Genomic DNA, 16,831 nt, shown 5'->3' on the forward strand with positions numbered 1-16,831 from the left:
TGGCCGGCGAGGAGACGAGGCTGTCCCAGGTGTCGAGGGTGAGCTCGGGGACCACCGAGCCGCTGAACTCGTCGAGGGCGTAGAAGCTCTGCACGAGCAGGGCGATGAGCGCTCCGAGGTACACGATGCCGAACCACAGGAGCGGCGGGGCCAGCAGCAGCGAGAGATAGAACCAACGGCGCCGGTAGAGGAAGTCGGACGCGGCACCGCGCACTCGCTGCCACGGGCCCGGCGGCGGCAGGTCGAGCGGCTTCATGCGTGCGCCTCGGCCGGGCCGTCCGGGCCCGCATCTCGGGGGCCATTGCGGGGATCGGGGTCGGGGCCGGGGCCGGGGTCGAGACCGGAATCGGCAGGCTCGAGCTCATGGATCGCGGCCGCGGGCACGTGCACGGTAACCGCCTGCCCGGGCTCGGCCTGCGCCTCGGTGCTCGGGCAGACGAGGCAGAGCTTGGCGTCGGCCACGGCGAGGTCGTAGCGGCTGGTGGCGCCGTGGTACTGCCGGGCGAGGACCGTGCCCGACAGGGTCACGTCACGATCACCGCCGTCGCCGAAGCGGACGCGTTCCGGACGCACGGACACGGTCTTGCTCGAGTGCCCCAGCGCCGCGGCGAGCGGCCCCGTGCACACGTTCGACGTCCCCACGAAGGTGGCGATGAACGCGGTCCGGGGGCGCTCGTAGAGGCCATCGGGCGTGTCGAGCTGCTCGATGCGCCCGCGGTTGACCACGGCCACGCGATCGCTCATGCCCAGCGCCTCGTGCTGGTCGTGGGTCACGTAGACGAACGTGATGCCGAGCTTGCGCTGCAGCGACTTGAGCTCGAGCTGCATCTCCTCGCGCAGCTTGAGGTCGAGCGCGCCCAGCGGCTCGTCGAGCAGCAGCACGCGCGGTTGATTGATCAGCGCGCGGGCCAGGGCCACCCGCTGCCGCTGGCCGCCCGAGAGCTCCGCCGGTCGCCGCTTGGCCATGTCGGGCAGCTGCACCGTGGCCAGCATCTGCCGCGCCCGATCCTCGCGCTCGCGACGCGGTACCCGGCGCACGCGCAGCCCGTAGGCCACGTTGTCGAGCACGGACATGTGGGGGAAGAGCGCGTAGTCCTGGAACACCGTGTTGACCGGTCGGCGATACGGGGGCGTGCGCGACACGTCGTCCCCGTGCAGCAGGATCGCGCCCGAGTCACACAGCTCGAAGCCGGCGATCAAGCGCAAGCACGTGGTCTTGCCCGAGCCGGAGGGTCCGAGCATCGAGAAGAACTCGCCCTCCTCCACGCGGAAGCTGATGTCGTCGACCGCACGCACCTTGCCGAAGGTGCGCGTGACCCCGCGAAGCTCGACGGCAGCACTCATGGTGGCGGGCGCGTGGCGCTCTAGCCTCCCTCGGGGGGCACCACGACGCCGGTTTGCTGGAGGTGGTCGAGGGGGGGCATGACTAGCCCCCCCTCGGGGGGCACCGCGACGCCGGTTTGCTGGACGGGGGTGCGGGGGGGCATGACTAGTTCCCGCCCATGATGGCGATGTAGTCGGTGCTCCAGGTGGCGTACGGTACGCAGCCGTCGGGGTGGCTTGCGCAGGTCTTGACCGGCGTGCGCCAGAACCTGATCTCGTCGAACTTCTCGAAGCCCTGCTTCTTGCAGCCGTCGGGGCCGAGCAGCTCGTTGCCCTCGCACGCCTTGGGCACCGCGGGCAGCGAGCCGAACCACGCGGCCAGATCGCCCTGGACCTTGGGAGCGAGCGACCACTCCATCCACGCGTAGGCGCACACCGGGTGCTCGGCGTCGGCGTGCAGCATGGTGGTGTCGGCCCAGCCGGTGGCGCCCTCCTTGGGGATGACGTACGCGATCGGCTGGTTGCTGGCCACGAGCGTGTTGACCTGGAACGGCCAGGAGCTCGACGCCACCACGCCCTCGTTGGTGAAGTCCTGGGTCTGGAGCGTGGCGTCGTGCCAGTAGCGGTGCGTCAGCGTCTTTTGCTGCCGCAGCAGCGCCAGTGCCTCGTCGTACTGCGCCTGGCTGAGCTCGTACGGATCCTTGATGCCGAGCTCGGGCCTCTTGCCCATGAGGTAGAGCGCAGCGTCGGCGATGTAGATCGGGCCGTCGAACGCCTGCACCCGGCCCTTGTTGGGCTTGCCGTCGGACAGGTCCATGGGCTCGAACACCACCGCCCAGGAATCGGGCGGCGTGGTGAACACCTGGGTGTTGTACATGAGCACGTTGGGGCCCCACTGGTAGGGGACGCCGTAGTGCACGCCATCGACCGTGTGCCAGGGCGCGTTCTGCAGGCGCTCGTCGACGGTCGCGTACGAGGGGATCTTGGTGATGTCCACGGGCTGCACCTTCTTGCCCGCCACCAGGCGCAGCGACGCATCACCCGACGCGGTCACCAGATCGATGCCGCCCTGGTTCATGAGCGCCACCATCTCGTCGCTCGAGCCCGCGGTCTTGACGTTGACCTTGCAGCCGGTCTTCTTCTCGAACTCGGTCACCCAGTCGTACTTCGCGTCGGTCTGCCCGCGCTCGATGTAGCCGGGCCACGCAAGGATCGTCAGGCTCCCCTCGGCGGGCGCGTCCGCCGGAGGTGGTGCCGCCTTGGGGGTCTCCTTGGTGTCGGCCTTGCCCCCGTCCTTGCCACATGCAGCGAGCGGAACGATGAGCGAGAGGAACAGCGCGAGGCGGTGCGCTTGGGTGAGCATGAGGTCTCCTGGGAGCACGGGGGTGGATGGGGTGAGGACCCGAGCCGGCGCCCGGCCGTACACTAGCCGGTCCGCGCGCGTGCTCCCATCCCGAAAATCACGGGGCGCCGGGACGTGGTTCGCGAGCGGGATGACGCACACGGCCGCCGCGCCGGCGGGGAGCAACGCGGTAGGTGCCTGCGATCCTGGAGTTGGGAGCTGGGAACTAGGAGCTGGGAACTGGGAGCTGGAGCGCCCTCACCCGGGTGCCCCGCCGAGCTTGCTGCGTACGCGGGCGAGGTTCTTGCCGAACAGCGGCTGGTGGGGCTGCAGCTCGCTGGCGCGCTGGAAGTGGCGGGCGGCCTCGGGCAGCTCGCCGCGCTGCTCGAGCACGATGCCGAGGTTGTTGTGCGCCTCGGCCGAGGCCTCGTCGAGCGCCAGCGCCTCGAGATAGCTGGCGATCGCCCCGTCGTCGTCGCCCTGCTTGCGCAGCGCGTTGGCCAGGACGAGGTGGGTGCGCGCGTTCGTGGGCTCGACCTCGGCCGCGCGCCGCAGCAGCGCCACCGCCCGCGGCAGCTTGCCCTCCCCCATCATCACGATCCCCAGCTCGACGTTGGCCTGGACGTGATCGGGATCGAGCCGCAGCGCCTGCTCGTAGGCGGCGATCGCCGCCTGCCCCTGTCCGAGCAGCTGGTGGAAGGCGCCGAGATTGGCGTGCGCATCGGCATCGTCGGGGTGCTGCTGCACCGCGCGCTGCTGGAGCGCCAGCTGCCCCCGCAACCAGTGCCGCCGAAAGTCCTCGTCGAGCGCGGGCAGGCTCCGCGGGTCGTCGGGCTCGACCTCGAGGATGAGCTCGGCCATCTCGTCGGTCGACGACGACCCGTAGGTCACGTGCCTGGGCGGCGCGCTGGGGTTGTGAGGGTTGTGGGCCGAGTTGTCGAAGCTCCAGTCCATGTGGATCGTGCTGCCCGCGGGCAGCCGCACCGGACGCACGAAGCGATACTCGTCCTGCCAGTCGAAGTCCCAGTCGTCGATGGTGACGAGCGAGCGCTTGCTGCCGTCGGGCAGGGCGGCCCAGGCCTCGATGCGCTTGCCGAGGTAGTGCGCGTGCGGATAGACGCTGCGCACGGCCACGTTGGTCGGCACGGTGTACTGGTCGCGCACGTGCACGTCGGTGGCACCGGGCGGCAAGTCGATCTCGCCGCTCGACAGCTCCATCGACAGCGCGGGCATCGTGGGCGGACGCGAGGAAAAGTGCAGTCCGATCTCGGCCGTGACCGGCTCGACCTTGCCCGAGGGTCGCAGGTGCAGCTGCAGCACGAGGTCCGAGCCGCCGAACAGGCGAAACGAGCGCGCGTCGGAGCCTGGATCGGGGCGCTTGCCGGGCGTCCAGCCCAGGAAGCGCCCGTCGGGCATGCCCGCGCCCGCGAACACCATGCCGTCGAAGCCCGGGGCCGGATCCTCCGCGTCCTCGAGGCGCACGCCCCCGGTCAGGTCGACCCGCAGCACGCCGTGGTGCACCACCTTGGGATCGCCGGGGCGGATCTCCACCGCCTTGACGAAGCGAAGCGGCGGATCCCTGGGCACCGGGATCACGAAGTTGCGATAGACGTCCCCTCCGTCGGCGGGCAGCATGAACGGCTCGCCGGTGCGCAGCACCAGGTCGGGCTCGCCGAGCTGCCAGCCGGTGGCGGGCGGCGGGGGTTTGGGCGCCTGCGCGAGCTCCCCCGCCACCGCCCCCTGCTCGACCCAGCGGGCGAGCGTACCCCGCTGCACCTCCGACAAGCGACGTGCGCCCACGAATTCGCCGGACCCCGGCGCGGGCAGCCACGGTGGCATGAAGCCGCTGCGGGTCACCTCGGCGATCTGCTGCGCATGATCGCGAACGTCGTCGTAGCTCTCGAAGGCAAACGGAGCCGAGCCGCCCTCGTGATGGCAGGGCGTGCAGTGCTCGTAGACGAGCGGAGCCACGTGCTCGGCGAAGCTCGGTGCCTCCGGCACGGTGGGCGCGGCGACCGGAGCCGGCTCGTTGCTCGCCTTCGCCTCCTTCGAGGCCGGCGGCGTGGGATCGGACGTGCAGGCCCAGGGCAGCAGGCACAGCGCGAGGCGTCGGCGTCTCATCGCAGGTCCGAGATGTAGCATCCGATCGCGGGGCCACCGGGGGGTGCGGGCCTACGGCCCGCCAGGACCGCCTCGACCGCGTCCTTCACGTCGTGCACCGACGCCTCGGCGCGCACCTTGCCGAACTCCACCGCGCGATCGTCGATGCGTCCGTGGTAGGCCGGCGCCTCGGCCCCGGGCTCGAACACCGCGGCCTCGGGGGTCACCCGCACGCGGGCCCGGGCGACCAGCTGGTGCTCCGGATCGCGGACGGTGGGCAATGCCAGCGAGTAGTCGGCCTGGTGCGCGGCGATGGCCGCGGGATCATCGTCGGGATCGGGATAGACCAGCCACGCGTCCACGCCCTGCGCCCGCCAGGCCTCGGCCAGCGCTCGAATGGTCGGCGCATGGCGATTGGCGACGGGGCAGTGGGTGGAGACGAACAGCAGCACCGTGGCCGGCGACGAGCCGGCGAGCGGATCGACCGGCTCGCCCCCCAGATCGACGACGGCCTCGACGACGGCCTCGGCTGGAGCCTCGGCTGGAGCCTCGACTGGAGCCTCCACCGGAGCCGGACTCACCGAGGCGACCGGCTCGTCCGTCTGCCCCGGGGGCTCGGCGCAGGCGCTCGAGACCCCCAGGATCCCGAGCCAAGGCCCGATCGCGAAGCGCCGCATGCCGACCAGCCTACCGCATCCGGTCGCGGCGGTCGGCCGCCCCTGCCCTGCGGCTCACCCGGGCGGATTGATCACCAGATCGAGCCCCGAGCCGGTCATGTCCGAGTAGGTGTAGGGCTGCACGAGCCCTCCGACCTGCAGCACCACGTCGTAGGAGTCGGGATCCACCTTGTACGCGGTGCTCGTGCCCTGATCCACCACCCACACGAAGCCGTCGCGATCGATGCTCGTGCCCACCGGAGTGCCGCAGCCCGGCAAGGGGATCGCATCGTCGATGAGCGAGTCGCTCACCGCGTCGACCAGCGACAGGCGGCACGGGGAGTTGCCGGCGATCCAGGCCCGCCCCTCGCGGTCGATCTGGATCCCGCGATAGCGAGCCCCCGAGGTCGCCGCGGTCACGAACGTGCCGCTGCCCACGTCGAGGCGATACACGTAGTTGGTGCCCTCGTTGTAGGTCACCACCCAGGGGTCGCCGTCCTTGTCGACCGTCATGCCGTAGTTGTCACCGGCCGGCACGTTGTACACGGTCACGTCGAGGGTCACCGAGTCCACGTGGATGAGGTTGTCCTGCCCGCCGCGCGTGGCCACCCAGAAGTCGCCCTCGGCATTGACCGCGCCGCCGTAGGTCCGGCCGCCCCCGCCCACGGTCATGGCCGTGTCGAGGATCGCCCCGGTGTCGCCGTCGAGCCGGCGGAACTCGATGTCGTTGCCGTTCCCGCGCCACGACACCCACACCCGCGGGTTGGGGATGGTGTTGGTGCAGGTCTCGGGATCGATCTCGCCGCCCTCCCACGCCACCGCCCGCGGCCCGCGGTCGTAGCCCGACGACGGCAGCGGGGTGGTCCACAGCACGCACTCGTCCTGTCCGTAGGCGAGCACGTCGCTCGGTCCGGTCGAGGTCTGGATCCCGGGGATCCCGTTGCTCTCCACGCAGTGCGACGTCTCGGCCGCGATCTTGGTCAGGCTGCCCGCATCGCCGCGGTTGGCCACCGCGACGTCGCCGTACTGGTTGACCGACGTTCGCGAGGGGCTGTTGCTCCCGGTCGAGGTCTGATAGCGCCCCAGCTCCACTCCGGTCTCGGTGTCGATCTTGCTGACCGTGCCCTGCGGAGAGTTGCCGATCCAGATGTACGAGAAGGCACCGCCGCCGCCCTCGACCTCCCCGGCGTTGCACCCCATGGGCTCCGGCTGTGCCCCGAGATCGAACTTCGGACCCTGCCCGTCGCCGCTGCCGTCGTCCTGGCCGCCCTGGCTCGAGCCATCGCCCGAACCACCCATGGTTCCGGCGCCCTCGTCCTCGCCCTCGCCCTCGGTCGCGAGCCCACCGTCGAGCGACAGCACCCCCATGCCGCCCTGACCGTCGCCACGGCCATCGTTGTCCGCCCCGCAACCCCCGAGCACGCCCACGAGCGCCGCCGCCCACCCGATTCGTCCCGTCGCCATGCCCCTTGGACACCAGGTCGGGGTCGCATCTCCGACTACAAAGTCGGTAATTTACGGACCTCATCCCGTTCGTGGCCTGGGTTACCGAGGTCGAGCACGGCAAAGAGGCGACCCCAACCCGGCCCAGTCTGGGCGCCAAGCCTCGAGGCGGGTCGCGGTATGCTTGGAGGACCCCCAAGATGACCGACGACGCAAACCGCCACGGCCGGAAGCCACGGGCGCGATTGCGCGCCATCCATCCGCTCGGTGTCCGCTTCGCCCTCGAAGTCGGCGACCGACCGACGGTGATTGGCCGCCTCACCGGCGGGGACGACACGCCGTCCCTTCGACACGGCACGGTGTCGAGACGCCACTTCGAGCTCCATTGGAACGATCCCCGTGGGTGCCACGTGGGCCACGACCTTGGCAGCCACAACGGTTCGCGCGTGGACGGCCAGAGCACCGGACCCGCGGGCTCCGAGCTGCGCGACGGCTCGGTGCTGCAGCTCGGCGACGTGAGCCTGGTCTACGAGGTGCTGCCCCCCGACGCCCCCGCGACCCCGCCGTCGCTCGTCGCTCGCACTCCTCTGGTCGATCCCGGCCTGGAGCTGCCGACCCGCCCGCGCGGGCCTTCGAGCGCCTCGGCCGACGCACGCATCGGCGAGTGGCTGCCCAATCCTCCCTTGCCCGGCGACGCGCCGGCCAGCGAGGCCTTGCGCCGCACGGTACAGCGCGTGGCCACCGAGTCGCTGCCCGTGCTGCTGCACGGTGAGCGGGGCGCCGGCAAGCAACGCGTGGCGCACGAGCTCCATCGGCTCAGCGGTCGCAGCGGAGCGCTGGTGGTGGTGCCCTGCTCGAGGCTCGAGCCGGACCGCCCAAGTCACCCCGACCCCGCCGATCACATCGAAGCGCTGCTCACCTCGGCCACCGACGGCACCTTGTTCCTCGACGGCGTGGACGGGCTGCCGGCGCCGGCGTGGACCGCACTTCGGCGTGCGCTCGCGCAGCAAGGCCTCGAGCCCGGGTCGAGCCCGTGCTCGGTGCGGCTGGTCGCGTCCATCCCCGACGGCTGCACGCTCGACCCCGAGCGACGCGAGGCCCTGGCCGGCATCGAGCTGCGCGTGCCTCCGCTTCGCGAGCGCCGAGGCGACTTGTTGGTGTGGCTCGAGCAGCTCTACACCCACTGGCTGCAGCAGCGCCCCGACGAGCCGATCGAGACGCTCACGCTCTCCCCCGAAGCCGTCGAGCGCGTGCTCCTGCACCCGTGGCACGACAACCTGCGCGAGCTCGATCGCCTCGTGCACGAGCTCGCCTCGGACCCCGACCTACCGCGCCCGATCCCCCTGCCTCGTCTGCCCGCGTGGCTGCTTCGCAGCAGCGCGGCCACGACGATGCCGGTGGCCGGACCACCCAAGGAAGGATGATCTCCCCGGAGCCGATCTCGAGGGTCCATCCGAGACACGATCGGGACACACCCCAGAAAACGCGCATGAGCCCCTCCATTGCTTGAGAAAATCGTGCACCGGCTTACGCGCTGATCTTCCGCATCCGTGCATTTTCTGCTCGGAGCTTTTCAAGGCCCGATTGATTGCGGTAATAGGCAAGCTTCCGCGGGCCGCGACGAGCCTGCGAACCCCACGAGAAACCACGCCATGAAGATCGCAAACATCCTGCTGTTGTCCGTCTCCGTCGCTGCTCTCGCCGCGTGCGGCAAGAGCCAGCCCGACACCGCCAACCCGGCCGAGGCCACCCCGGCCGCGGAGGAGCCCGCCGCGGAGGAGCCCGCCGCCGAAGAGGCTGCCGAGGAGCCCGCCGAGGAAGAGGCCGCCGAGGAGCCCGCCGCCGAAGAGGCTGCGGCCGAGTAGCTCGAGGGCGCCCACCGGCGCTCCCCGTCGACGTGACGGGAACGAAGGCGTGCCCGCGTTTCGCAGGCACGCCTTCTTCATTGGTTCGTCACTGGCTCGTCGGGCGCAGGCTCCGGGCCGGAACCCCACGCAGGATCACCCGCCGCGTCGACGTCGACGTCGGACGAGCCCCCAAAGTCCCAGCAACCACCAAGCGCCGGGCTCGGGGCGGTCGACCCGACAGCCGCCGGACTCCTGGTCCTCGCCGAAGGTCGTGGGCAGGGCTGGATCCACGCCCGAGGTCGCATCGCCAGCGCTCGACGGACCCGTGCCGCCGCCCCCGGTATCGCCGGGGAAGGTGGGATCACCGATGCTCTCGTCCGCCGGAGGCGGAGGGCCATCGGGGTCGATCCCCGTGCTCGCATCCACCCCGGGCTCGCTCGTGCTCGCGCTCGCGTCCGAGGTGGACTCCGGCGGCGGCTCCCCGGTGGAGCCCTCGCCCGGCAGCGGCAGCACGCATGCGCCCTGCGCCTGCGTGAGCTCGATGTCGTCGCCGTAGTAGAAGCGCAGGATCCCGAGGTAGTCGTAGCCGTTGTTGTTCTCGAGGCAGCGAGCCCCCCACTGCGACATGCAGCCGCGGTTCTGACCGTAGCCGTTGTCGCCGGGCTGGTGGATGAAGCCGAGCGCCGTCTGCTCGACGTTCGTGCCGCTCTGGCCCTCGTTGTAGGTGACCCAGCCCTCGGTGCTCCCCGACACCCCCACGCACGCCGGCGGCGAGGTGTTGTTGTCGCCGGCCACGTAGAAGCCATAGGTCAGCGTGCCGTTGTAGTTCAGGTAGAGCCCGGAGGTCTCCTGCACGGCCTGATAGTGGATGGGCTGCGGCGTGGCCCCGCAGCTGTAGACCTGGCACCCCTGGCTGTCGCAGATCGAGCCGGAGGTCTCCACGCTGTAGTAGGCCACCGAGCGCGCCGAGATGGCCTGGGCCTTGAGCGCCTCGAGGTTGGCCCCGCCGTTCTCGCACTGGATCACGTGCGGCAGGTAGTCGTCCTCCATGTCGAGCAGACCCTGTCCCTCGACCTGCACCATGCAGTGGGCCCCGGGCAGGGGCGCGGGGACCCGGCTCACCTCCACCGGACCCTGCAGCGGCAGCTCCCCGTCGCGCGGCTCGATCTGGGGTCCCTCTCGCTCCACGCTCTGCGCCGTACAGCCCGCGGTCGCCCATGCGCCACCCAGCGCGCCCACGAGCACCACGGCCCGAGCCCTCGACTGCTTGATCGCTGCCCCCCCTGGCTTCATCGCCACCATCCCCTTCGCCATGCCAGGGTACGGCCAGGCCAAGGCTCCTCGCAAGCACTCGCGCGCGCCCCTTCGGCCGCGGACGCGCCATCCATCCGTTGGCGAGGGACGGACGGGTAGCCGCACTCACACCGGGTGCGGACGGTGTCCCCGTGTCAGAGGTCGGCTCGTCGCACGCCCACCAGCCAGTGCTCGAGCGCGTCGACGTGCGCCGGCTCCTCGGGCAGCGGCGAGGCCTCGCGCGCCTCGTCGAGCCGGGCGAACACGCGATCGATCGTGGGACCGAGCGCGGTGGCCAGCGCGGGCGGCAAGGGCTCGCGCTCGCCCTGCTGCTTGATCTCCACCAGCGCGGGCACGATCGACACCCCGTAGTCGTCGCACAGCCGCGTGAGGTCGGGCTCGCACTCGCCCGTCTGCAACAGGTGCGTGCCGGTCAGCGCCGTGCGCAGCACGTAGAGCGCCTTCTTGGCCGAGGCTCCCCTGGCAGCGGCCGCCTCCTCCATCGCCTTGCGCTGCGACCAGGCGAAGCCGCGGTAGTGGTGGTGGACCTTGCGCGACAGGTTCTTGCGCGTGAGCTCGGCGAGCGCGGGGCGCCACGACGAGTCGCGCAGCGGGGCCGTGGCCAGCACGCGCTCGATCATGTTGCCGTCGCCCCGCAAGATCCCCCGCACCGCCACCTGCAGCTCGTTGGACGTGTAGTCGATCTCCACGCCCTCGATCACCTCGAGCCGGTTGCGCGTGGGGTTGGGCAGCGACAGCCCCAAGAGCGCCTCGGTACGCTCGACGTGGATCGCCTTGAGATCGAGATCGCTGTCGGGCGACGGGAACCCGTAGGCGTGGGCCCCGGACAGGTGCACCACCAGGTGCCGGCGAGCCTCGCCTTCCTGGTCGAGCACGCGCTCGGCAATGGCCAACTGATGGGGATCGGTGATGGGCTTCATGGTTCGGGCTCGGTCTCGGTCTCGGGCTCGGTCTGCAGCTCGGGCGCTGGAGGTGGCGGTGCGTCGCGACCCAGCGGTCCCGGCTCGCGGGCGAGCCACCGGCGTGCCGCCTCTTGCCGCACCCGGCGGAGCAGCGCGTCGGCGGCCACGTAGTCGGGATGCTCGGGCAGCGGCGAGCCCTCGCGCGCCTCGTCGAGCCGGGCCGCGACCTCCTCGGTCCACGACAGCGCCGTGCGCAGGGGGACCTGCCCGCTCTTGATGGCCAGCAGGCGCTGGCGCAGCTCCCCCTCCACCTCGATGAGGGGTACGCCCGTGCGCAGCCACTGCACCGCTCCGCTGACGATCCGCAGCAGGTTGTACGCGTTCTTGGGCCGCAGCTCGCGGGGGAGCTCGAGCTCGAAACCGCTCCCGGACCCATCTCCACACCGGACGCGCCCGGCCAGCTCGGCGAGCCCGGCGAAGGAATTGGCCGGCAGCAGGCCCTGGTCGTAGAGCGAGCGATAGAGCTGCTTGAGATACTCGCGCGCCCGTCCGCGATCGGTGCGGGGCTCTCCCTCCACCGTCGCCTCGGCGGCCAGCCGATCGGCCACCGCATCGAGGGTCAGGCCGGGCTCGGCCGCGAGCCACTCCAGCACGCGGGCCCGATGCTCGGCCAGGCGCAACGACTGGCGCAGACGCTTGGCCTGCGCCAGCGCATAGCGGCCAAAGGCCCCGTAGATCTGCTGCGACACGAAGCACGTCCGGGCCTCGAGCAAGGCCTGGCCCAGCGGGTCGAGCACCCTCACCCCCGGGACGAACAGCATCTCGAGGGTGTTGGGATCGGCCCGCAGCGCCTGCCGGATCGCCCGCTCCACTTCCCACCACGTGCTGCTGCCATCGGCGCTCGAGAGCACCATGGGTGGCGTGCCGAGCCCCTCGCGCCATCCGAACGGCAGCACGAACACCCCGCGCACGTCGTGGTCCGAGCCCTCGTGCGACAGCCCCCAGGCGCGCGAGCCCACCGTCGCCTCGAGCACCGCGCACGGGCGCAAGGCCGCCTCGTCACGCGCTCGCGCCACCGCAAAGCGCAGCTGCCCCGCCTTGGCCGGCCGCAGCTCCTCGCGCGCATACACGTGCTCGCCTCGTCCCACGATGCGCACCCGCAAGCGCCCGTCGGGCCGCAGCTCGATCACCGTGCCCACCGAGCCCGCCGGGATCGGCCGTGGGCCTTCGTCCTTGGCGGCCGGAGCCGGCCCCGGCACCCGCTCCACCGTGGTCGTCACCTGGGTGCCGTGGGGCAGCGGCACGGTGCGCGGGTCCATGCCGCGAAGGCCCTCGATCCGAACGTCCCGAACGTGGTCGACCATCGCTCACCCCACCGGGACCACGGCGTCCTGGATCAACCCCGTCAAGCAGCGGATCGCGGGGCTGAAGTCGTCGTCGCAGATCGACTCCACACAGCAGCGGATCCGCGTCTCGTCGATCTCCGAGGTCATGGGATCATCGGGGGTGTTCAGACTCTCGCACACGTCACGGATCCGCACCGGCGGAATCGCCTGCCCCGTGTACACGTCCGTGGCGGGATCGTAGCCGGTACAGCCGGGACCAATGCCGAACTCGAACTGCTTGCGCACGGCTCGCGTGCCGTCGTTCCACTCGTCCGGCAAGATGTCGCCGCCCGCCGGCACGTCGGGGTCGCGCCACTGGCGATACACCAGCGCCTCCAGCCCGCCGGCGATCGGCTGGTGCGGCGGCACGGGGGCATGATCGGTGACCTCGGGGACGCCGAGCACCCCGAGCATGATCACCTCGCGCCCCTGCCCTCGCAGCGACTGCAACAGGCCCTTGTAGCGACCGGTGGGGTGGAGCACCGCCTGTGCATCGCTCACGCCCACCGCCCCCTCGACGCCCTTGTTGGTGGCCGCGCACCCGGCATACACCCCCGTGTCGGGCTCGAGGCCATCGCACACCACCCCCGCGTTCCAGCAGATCGCCGAGCTCGGCAGCTTCTGGCCCGAGATCGGATCGATCTCCATGAACGTGGGCTCGTCCATGATCGAGAAGTCCCGGACCGAGCAGTCCGCCTCGTCGGTGATGATCGCGATGGCGAGCAGCGCCCCGTCGCGCAGGAACGGCTCGTCGATGAACGCCCACGCGGGGTCGTCACAGCCGGCGGGGTCGTTCCAGCACGCGCTGGGGTTGAGCGCCTGCAGCATGCTCTCGAGCGGCGCCTCGTAGCCGCAGCCGTCGATGCCCTGCGGGCCCAGGCACGCCAGCGCGTCGGCGGGGCTGCCCCCCATCACGTTGCTGCCGTCGGGATCGAAGTGGATGAACTGATCGGTGGGCTCCGCGGGCGCGATGGGATCGCAGACCTCGAGGCACGCCTCCTCGATCACCAGCGGCTCGTCCCCATAGCCGGTGAAGCGCTCGAGCCGATCGACGCACGCCGTGTGCACGGGCGAGCCCTTGGCCGGCACGTAGTCCGGCTTGTTCCACGAGCCGTGGCACTGTGGATTGTCGAAGTCGCTGGTGGTCACCATGATGTTGACGTCGGCGCCCACCGGGTTGCCGTGGCGATCCTCGAGCGTCTGCAGCTGCTCGATCAACATCGGGAAGTTCTTGGCGAGGTTCAGCTGCTCCTCGCCCATCGTTCCCGAGTTGTCGATCACGAACAGCAGGTCGATCCGGTTGCTGCACACGCCGGTGTCGGGGTCGCTGCAGGGCAGCGTCACCGGGTCGGTGTCGCCGGTGCTGGCGGTGTCGAGCGAGCTGGTCGAGCCCTCGGGCGGCCCGGTGAGGTCGACCCCATCCACGCTGGTGCTGGCCGAACCCGAGCCCAGGATCTCGATGGGCGGCGCACAACCGCACCCCGGCCCGAGCGCGACCACGGCCTGCGCAACGAGCGCGGGCCTCCCGTGCCCTCCCTGTCGTTTCCCCAAAAACACTTGAGCCGATCCGGGGTCCAGCCGCGATCATAGAACAGGTGCCGGCCTTGGCCCACGTGCTCCCGCTGACCCGCGTCGCCCACAGCGACGAGGAACTGGTCGCCCGCGTCCTGCGCGGAGACACGGTGGCGTTCCGCGATCTCTACGGGCGACACGGCCGCTACGTGGCCGGGGTGATCTACCGCGTGATGGGCGACGACGCCGAGCTCGAGGACATCGTGCAGGACACGTTCGTCCGCGCGGCCGAGCGCCTCCACACCCTGCGCACGCCGGCGCAGGTCCGGCCGTGGCTGGTCACCATCGCGGTGCGGCTGACCCAGAGCCGCCTGGCACGCCGCCGCCGCCGTAGCTTCATCCGTCATCAGCTCACCGGCGCGGTGGCGACCGTGTCCGATCCACGCGATCGAGCCCCGGCCGACGAGCTGTACTCGGCCCTTGACCAGGTGCCCGACAAGCTGCGCGTGCCGTGGATCCTGCATCGGATCGAAGGACAGCGGCTCGAGGAAGTCGCGCAGGCCTGCGGGGTCTCGCTGGCCACGGTCAAGCGCCGGATTGCCGATGCGCAGGTCCGACTCGATCGCCGCCTGGGGGGGACGCCATGACCGACCACGGCCACGACCCGTCGCTCACGCCATCGCCGACGCCATCGCCGACGCCATCGCCGACGATGGAAGCGGCACGGCGAGCCGCCCAGGCGCCCGTGCCCTGGGACGACCTTCGACAGCGTCGCGTGCTCGATCGAGTGCAAGCCTCCGTCGCCGCCCGCGCGGAGGTCCGACGCCGCCGCCGGCTCGGCTCGGTGCTCGCCGGGGTGAGCGCAGCCGCGGCCGCGGTGCTGCTCTCGATCGCCTGGCCGAGCGACCCCGTCGAGGAACCGATCGCGGTGGCCTCCAGCGCGGCCCCCGATGCCGTGTCCGTGGTCCCCCTGCCCTCGATTCCCTACGCCACGTGGCCGCAATTGCGGCTGCCCGACGACTCGGTGGCCGAGCTGCGCTTCGACGCCCGCGTGGACGTGGACGTGCAGCGGGACGACTTGGTGCGCTTGCTTCAGCACCGCGGCGAGGTCCGCTACGAGGTCGCTCCCGATCGCTCGCGCTCGTTCGTGGTGGATGCAGCGGGCGTCGAGGTGCGGGTCGTGGGCACGGTGTTCACGGTGACCCTCGACGAGTCGCTCGACGGCCGACCCCAGCGGGTCGAGATCGCCGTCGAGCGAGGGCTGGTCGAGGTCGACAGCGGCGCTCGCGTGGCCGAGCTCGGCCCGGGCGATCATCTGAGCGTCGACGTGAACGAGCACGTGGCCGCGCGAGCGCTCGCCGACGACGAGCCCGAGCGCCCCTCGCGAGCGGCACGGCCCTCCGTGAGTACCAGCGGCAGCACCGGCCCTTCGGTCGACGCCCTGCTGTCGAAGGCCGATGCGGCCCGAGCCAGCGGAGACTTGCCGGCCGCCGCCGCGGCGCTGTCCGAGCTGGTGCGCAGGTACTCGTCCGATCCTCGGGCCTACAGCGCCTACTTCCAGCTCGGCAAGGTCGAGCGTGCGCGCGGCCGTCATGCGGCAGCGGCGGCTGCGTTCGACAAGTGCTGGAAGCGAGCGCCCCAGGGCCCGCTGGCCGAGGATGCCAGCGCCGAGGCCGCGGTGTCGTGGAAGGCCGCCGGACGTGCCGATCGAGCCCGAGCCGCCGCCGAGGCCTACCTGGCCCGTCATCGAGCGGGAACGCACCAGGACCGCATGCGCGCCCTGCTGGCCGAGCTGCCTTGAGCCGGGCCGCGCGTGGCTGCCACGATGCCCGAGTGCGCAGTCGGACGACGGCGACGACGCTCGCGTGGCTGGTGGCCGCCTCGCTCGGCGCGTCGTCGGCCCACGCCGCCGCGACGCCCGAGCCCGCCGCGCGCGTGATCGTGCGCAACGAGGGATGCGAGGGCTTGGTCCAGGACGAGGTCGGCCGCCTGCTGGACATCGAGCTGGCCATGGTCACCAGCGAGATCCGCTCGGGCCCTCCGCTCGAGGTCGCCCTGCGCTGCGAGGCCGAGCAGCTCACGATCGCGGTGGTCGATCCGCTGACCCACAAGCGTCTCGAGCGAGACATCCCCGCCCCCGAGCCCGAGCCCGGCCGCGAGCGCGTGGTCGCCCTCGCCATCAGCCAGCTGTTCGCAGCCTCGTGGCTCGAGCTGCTGTCGGCGACCGAGCCCCCGCCCCCGCCCCCCGATGTGACGAAGCCCCCGCCCGATCGCGCGGCCGTGGACGCAGCCCGGCGCGTGGCCGAGCGCAGCACCGAGGTCGAGCGCCTGCCTCCGCGTCCATCGATCGAGCTCCTCGCCGGCGTGGGCGCCCGCGGCCGCGCCCTCGAGGGCGACGGACGCTTCGCCGCCGGACGCACCGAGCTGCTGGTGCGTGGCTGGCCCGATCCCGGCGTGGGCTGGGCCGCGCTGCTCGGGTGGGACGTCGGGCAGAGCAGCCGCAGCCAGGGCCTGGTGCGTGGCCATGCGCTGACCCTCGGCGGCGGCATGGCATGGATCACCGCCCGGCGCCGCTCCGGCGTGGGCGGCCACGTGCTGCTGGCCGGAGGCGTGGCGCGCATCCGGGGGATCTCGCGCGAGCCCGGGATCCCCGCGACGAGCAGTACCGGGCTCACCGCCGAGGCCTCCACCGGGCTCGGTCCACGGATCCGCTACGGCCGGCTGCGCATCGATCTCGACGCCGAGATCGGCGCGATGCTCCGCGCGCCCGTGGGCACCGTGAACGAAGGGACCGAGCCCCCCATGAGCATGGGCGGGCTGTGGGCGGGCCTGGTGCTGCGACTGGGCGGCGCGCTGCGCTGACGCGGGTGTGGCCCGCGTGTTCGGGTGTGAGCCAGCCCCCTGCCCCTCCGGTCGGCTCCCCCACGACAAAAACGCCCCACGAGCGCAACCTCGCGGAAGCTCGCCCGTCACCCAGGCCAAGAGCTCCAACGAGGAACCATCGCCC

At 71.6% G+C, this 16,831-nt stretch carries 14 protein-coding genes; 5 read left to right on the forward strand and 9 right to left on the reverse strand.

Annotated features, from left to right (window positions below; genetic code table 11):
* Window positions 1–252: 252 nt before the first annotated feature.
* From OEB96_RS22355 to OEB96_RS22375, 5 genes are all read right to left on the reverse strand, one after another.
* Window positions 253–1,344, reverse strand: a complete 1,092-nt coding sequence (locus OEB96_RS22355) for an ABC transporter ATP-binding protein (RefSeq protein ID WP_266218620.1) — start codon at window positions 1,342–1,344, stop codon at window positions 253–255.
* A gap of 145 nt (window positions 1,345–1,489) precedes the next feature.
* Entirely contained in the window at window positions 1,490–2,686 is a 1,197-nt protein-coding gene (locus OEB96_RS22360; RefSeq protein WP_266218621.1) for an ABC transporter substrate-binding protein, read from the reverse strand.
* A 237-nt stretch (window positions 2,687–2,923) separates the two neighbouring features.
* The gene (locus OEB96_RS22365; protein WP_266218623.1) at window positions 2,924–4,786 is read right to left on the reverse strand and encodes a tetratricopeptide repeat protein; all 1,863 of its coding nucleotides are present in this window, start codon (window positions 4,784–4,786) and stop codon (window positions 2,924–2,926) included.
* A complete protein-coding gene (locus OEB96_RS22370) occupies window positions 4,783–5,442 on the reverse strand; it encodes a redoxin domain-containing protein (protein WP_266218625.1) in 660 nt (219 codons plus the stop codon). The genes OEB96_RS22365 and OEB96_RS22370 overlap by 4 nt, the downstream gene beginning before the upstream one ends.
* A gap of 54 nt (window positions 5,443–5,496) precedes the next feature.
* Window positions 5,497–6,885, reverse strand: coding sequence for a Vgb family protein (locus OEB96_RS22375; RefSeq protein WP_266218627.1), 1,389 nt, complete (start codon window positions 6,883–6,885; stop codon window positions 5,497–5,499).
* 179 nt (window positions 6,886–7,064) lie between these two features.
* Here OEB96_RS22375 and OEB96_RS22380 point away from each other — a divergent pair, with 179 nt between their 5' ends.
* Together OEB96_RS22380 and OEB96_RS22385 are read left to right on the forward strand one after the other, a co-directional pair.
* Window positions 7,065–8,288 (forward strand): sigma 54-interacting transcriptional regulator, encoded by a 1,224-nt coding sequence (locus OEB96_RS22380; RefSeq protein WP_266218628.1) that lies wholly within the window; start codon window positions 7,065–7,067, stop codon window positions 8,286–8,288.
* A gap of 228 nt (window positions 8,289–8,516) precedes the next feature.
* The gene (locus OEB96_RS22385; RefSeq protein WP_266218630.1) at window positions 8,517–8,729 is read left to right on the forward strand and encodes a hypothetical protein; all 213 of its coding nucleotides are present in this window, start codon (window positions 8,517–8,519) and stop codon (window positions 8,727–8,729) included.
* Between the two features lie 135 nt (window positions 8,730–8,864).
* On the opposite strand, the gene OEB96_RS22390 is transcribed toward OEB96_RS22385, so the two are convergent.
* The 4 genes from OEB96_RS22390 to OEB96_RS22405 form a co-directional block, all read right to left on the reverse strand.
* Window positions 8,865–10,004 carry a SpoIID/LytB domain-containing protein gene (locus OEB96_RS22390; protein WP_266218632.1) on the reverse strand — a complete coding sequence of 380 codons (1,140 nt, stop codon included), beginning with the start codon at window positions 10,002–10,004 and terminating at the stop codon, window positions 8,865–8,867.
* Window positions 10,005–10,159: 155 nt separating this feature from the next.
* Window positions 10,160–10,945, reverse strand: a complete 786-nt coding sequence (locus OEB96_RS22395) for a nucleotidyltransferase domain-containing protein (protein WP_266218633.1) — start codon at window positions 10,943–10,945, stop codon at window positions 10,160–10,162.
* A complete protein-coding gene (locus OEB96_RS22400) occupies window positions 10,942–12,291 on the reverse strand; it encodes a DNA polymerase beta superfamily protein (RefSeq protein WP_266218635.1) in 1,350 nt (449 codons plus the stop codon). The genes OEB96_RS22395 and OEB96_RS22400 overlap by 4 nt, the downstream gene beginning before the upstream one ends.
* Before the next feature lie 3 nt (window positions 12,292–12,294).
* Complete coding sequence (locus tag OEB96_RS22405) at window positions 12,295–13,812, reverse strand: vWA domain-containing protein (RefSeq protein ID WP_266218637.1); 1,518 nt, start codon at window positions 13,810–13,812, stop codon at window positions 12,295–12,297.
* A 95-nt stretch (window positions 13,813–13,907) separates the two neighbouring features.
* Between OEB96_RS22405 and OEB96_RS22410 the strand changes: the two genes are divergently transcribed.
* The 3 genes from OEB96_RS22410 to OEB96_RS22420 all read left to right on the forward strand — a co-directional run bounded on the left by OEB96_RS22410 (window position 13,908) and on the right by OEB96_RS22420 (window position 16,686).
* Entirely contained in the window at window positions 13,908–14,471 is a 564-nt protein-coding gene (locus OEB96_RS22410) for an RNA polymerase sigma factor (protein WP_266218638.1), read from the forward strand.
* Between the two features lie 65 nt (window positions 14,472–14,536).
* Window positions 14,537–15,625, forward strand: a complete 1,089-nt coding sequence (locus tag OEB96_RS22415) for a tetratricopeptide repeat protein (RefSeq protein WP_266218639.1) — start codon at window positions 14,537–14,539, stop codon at window positions 15,623–15,625.
* A gap of 32 nt (window positions 15,626–15,657) precedes the next feature.
* The gene (locus tag OEB96_RS22420; RefSeq protein WP_266218641.1) at window positions 15,658–16,686 is read left to right on the forward strand and encodes a hypothetical protein; all 1,029 of its coding nucleotides are present in this window, start codon (window positions 15,658–15,660) and stop codon (window positions 16,684–16,686) included.
* The last annotated feature ends 145 nt before the right edge of the window (window positions 16,687–16,831 follow it).

It is taken from the genome of Paraliomyxa miuraensis (assembly GCF_026337845.1).
Lineage (GTDB): Bacteria > Myxococcota_A > Polyangia > Nannocystales > Nannocystaceae > Paraliomyxa > Paraliomyxa miuraensis.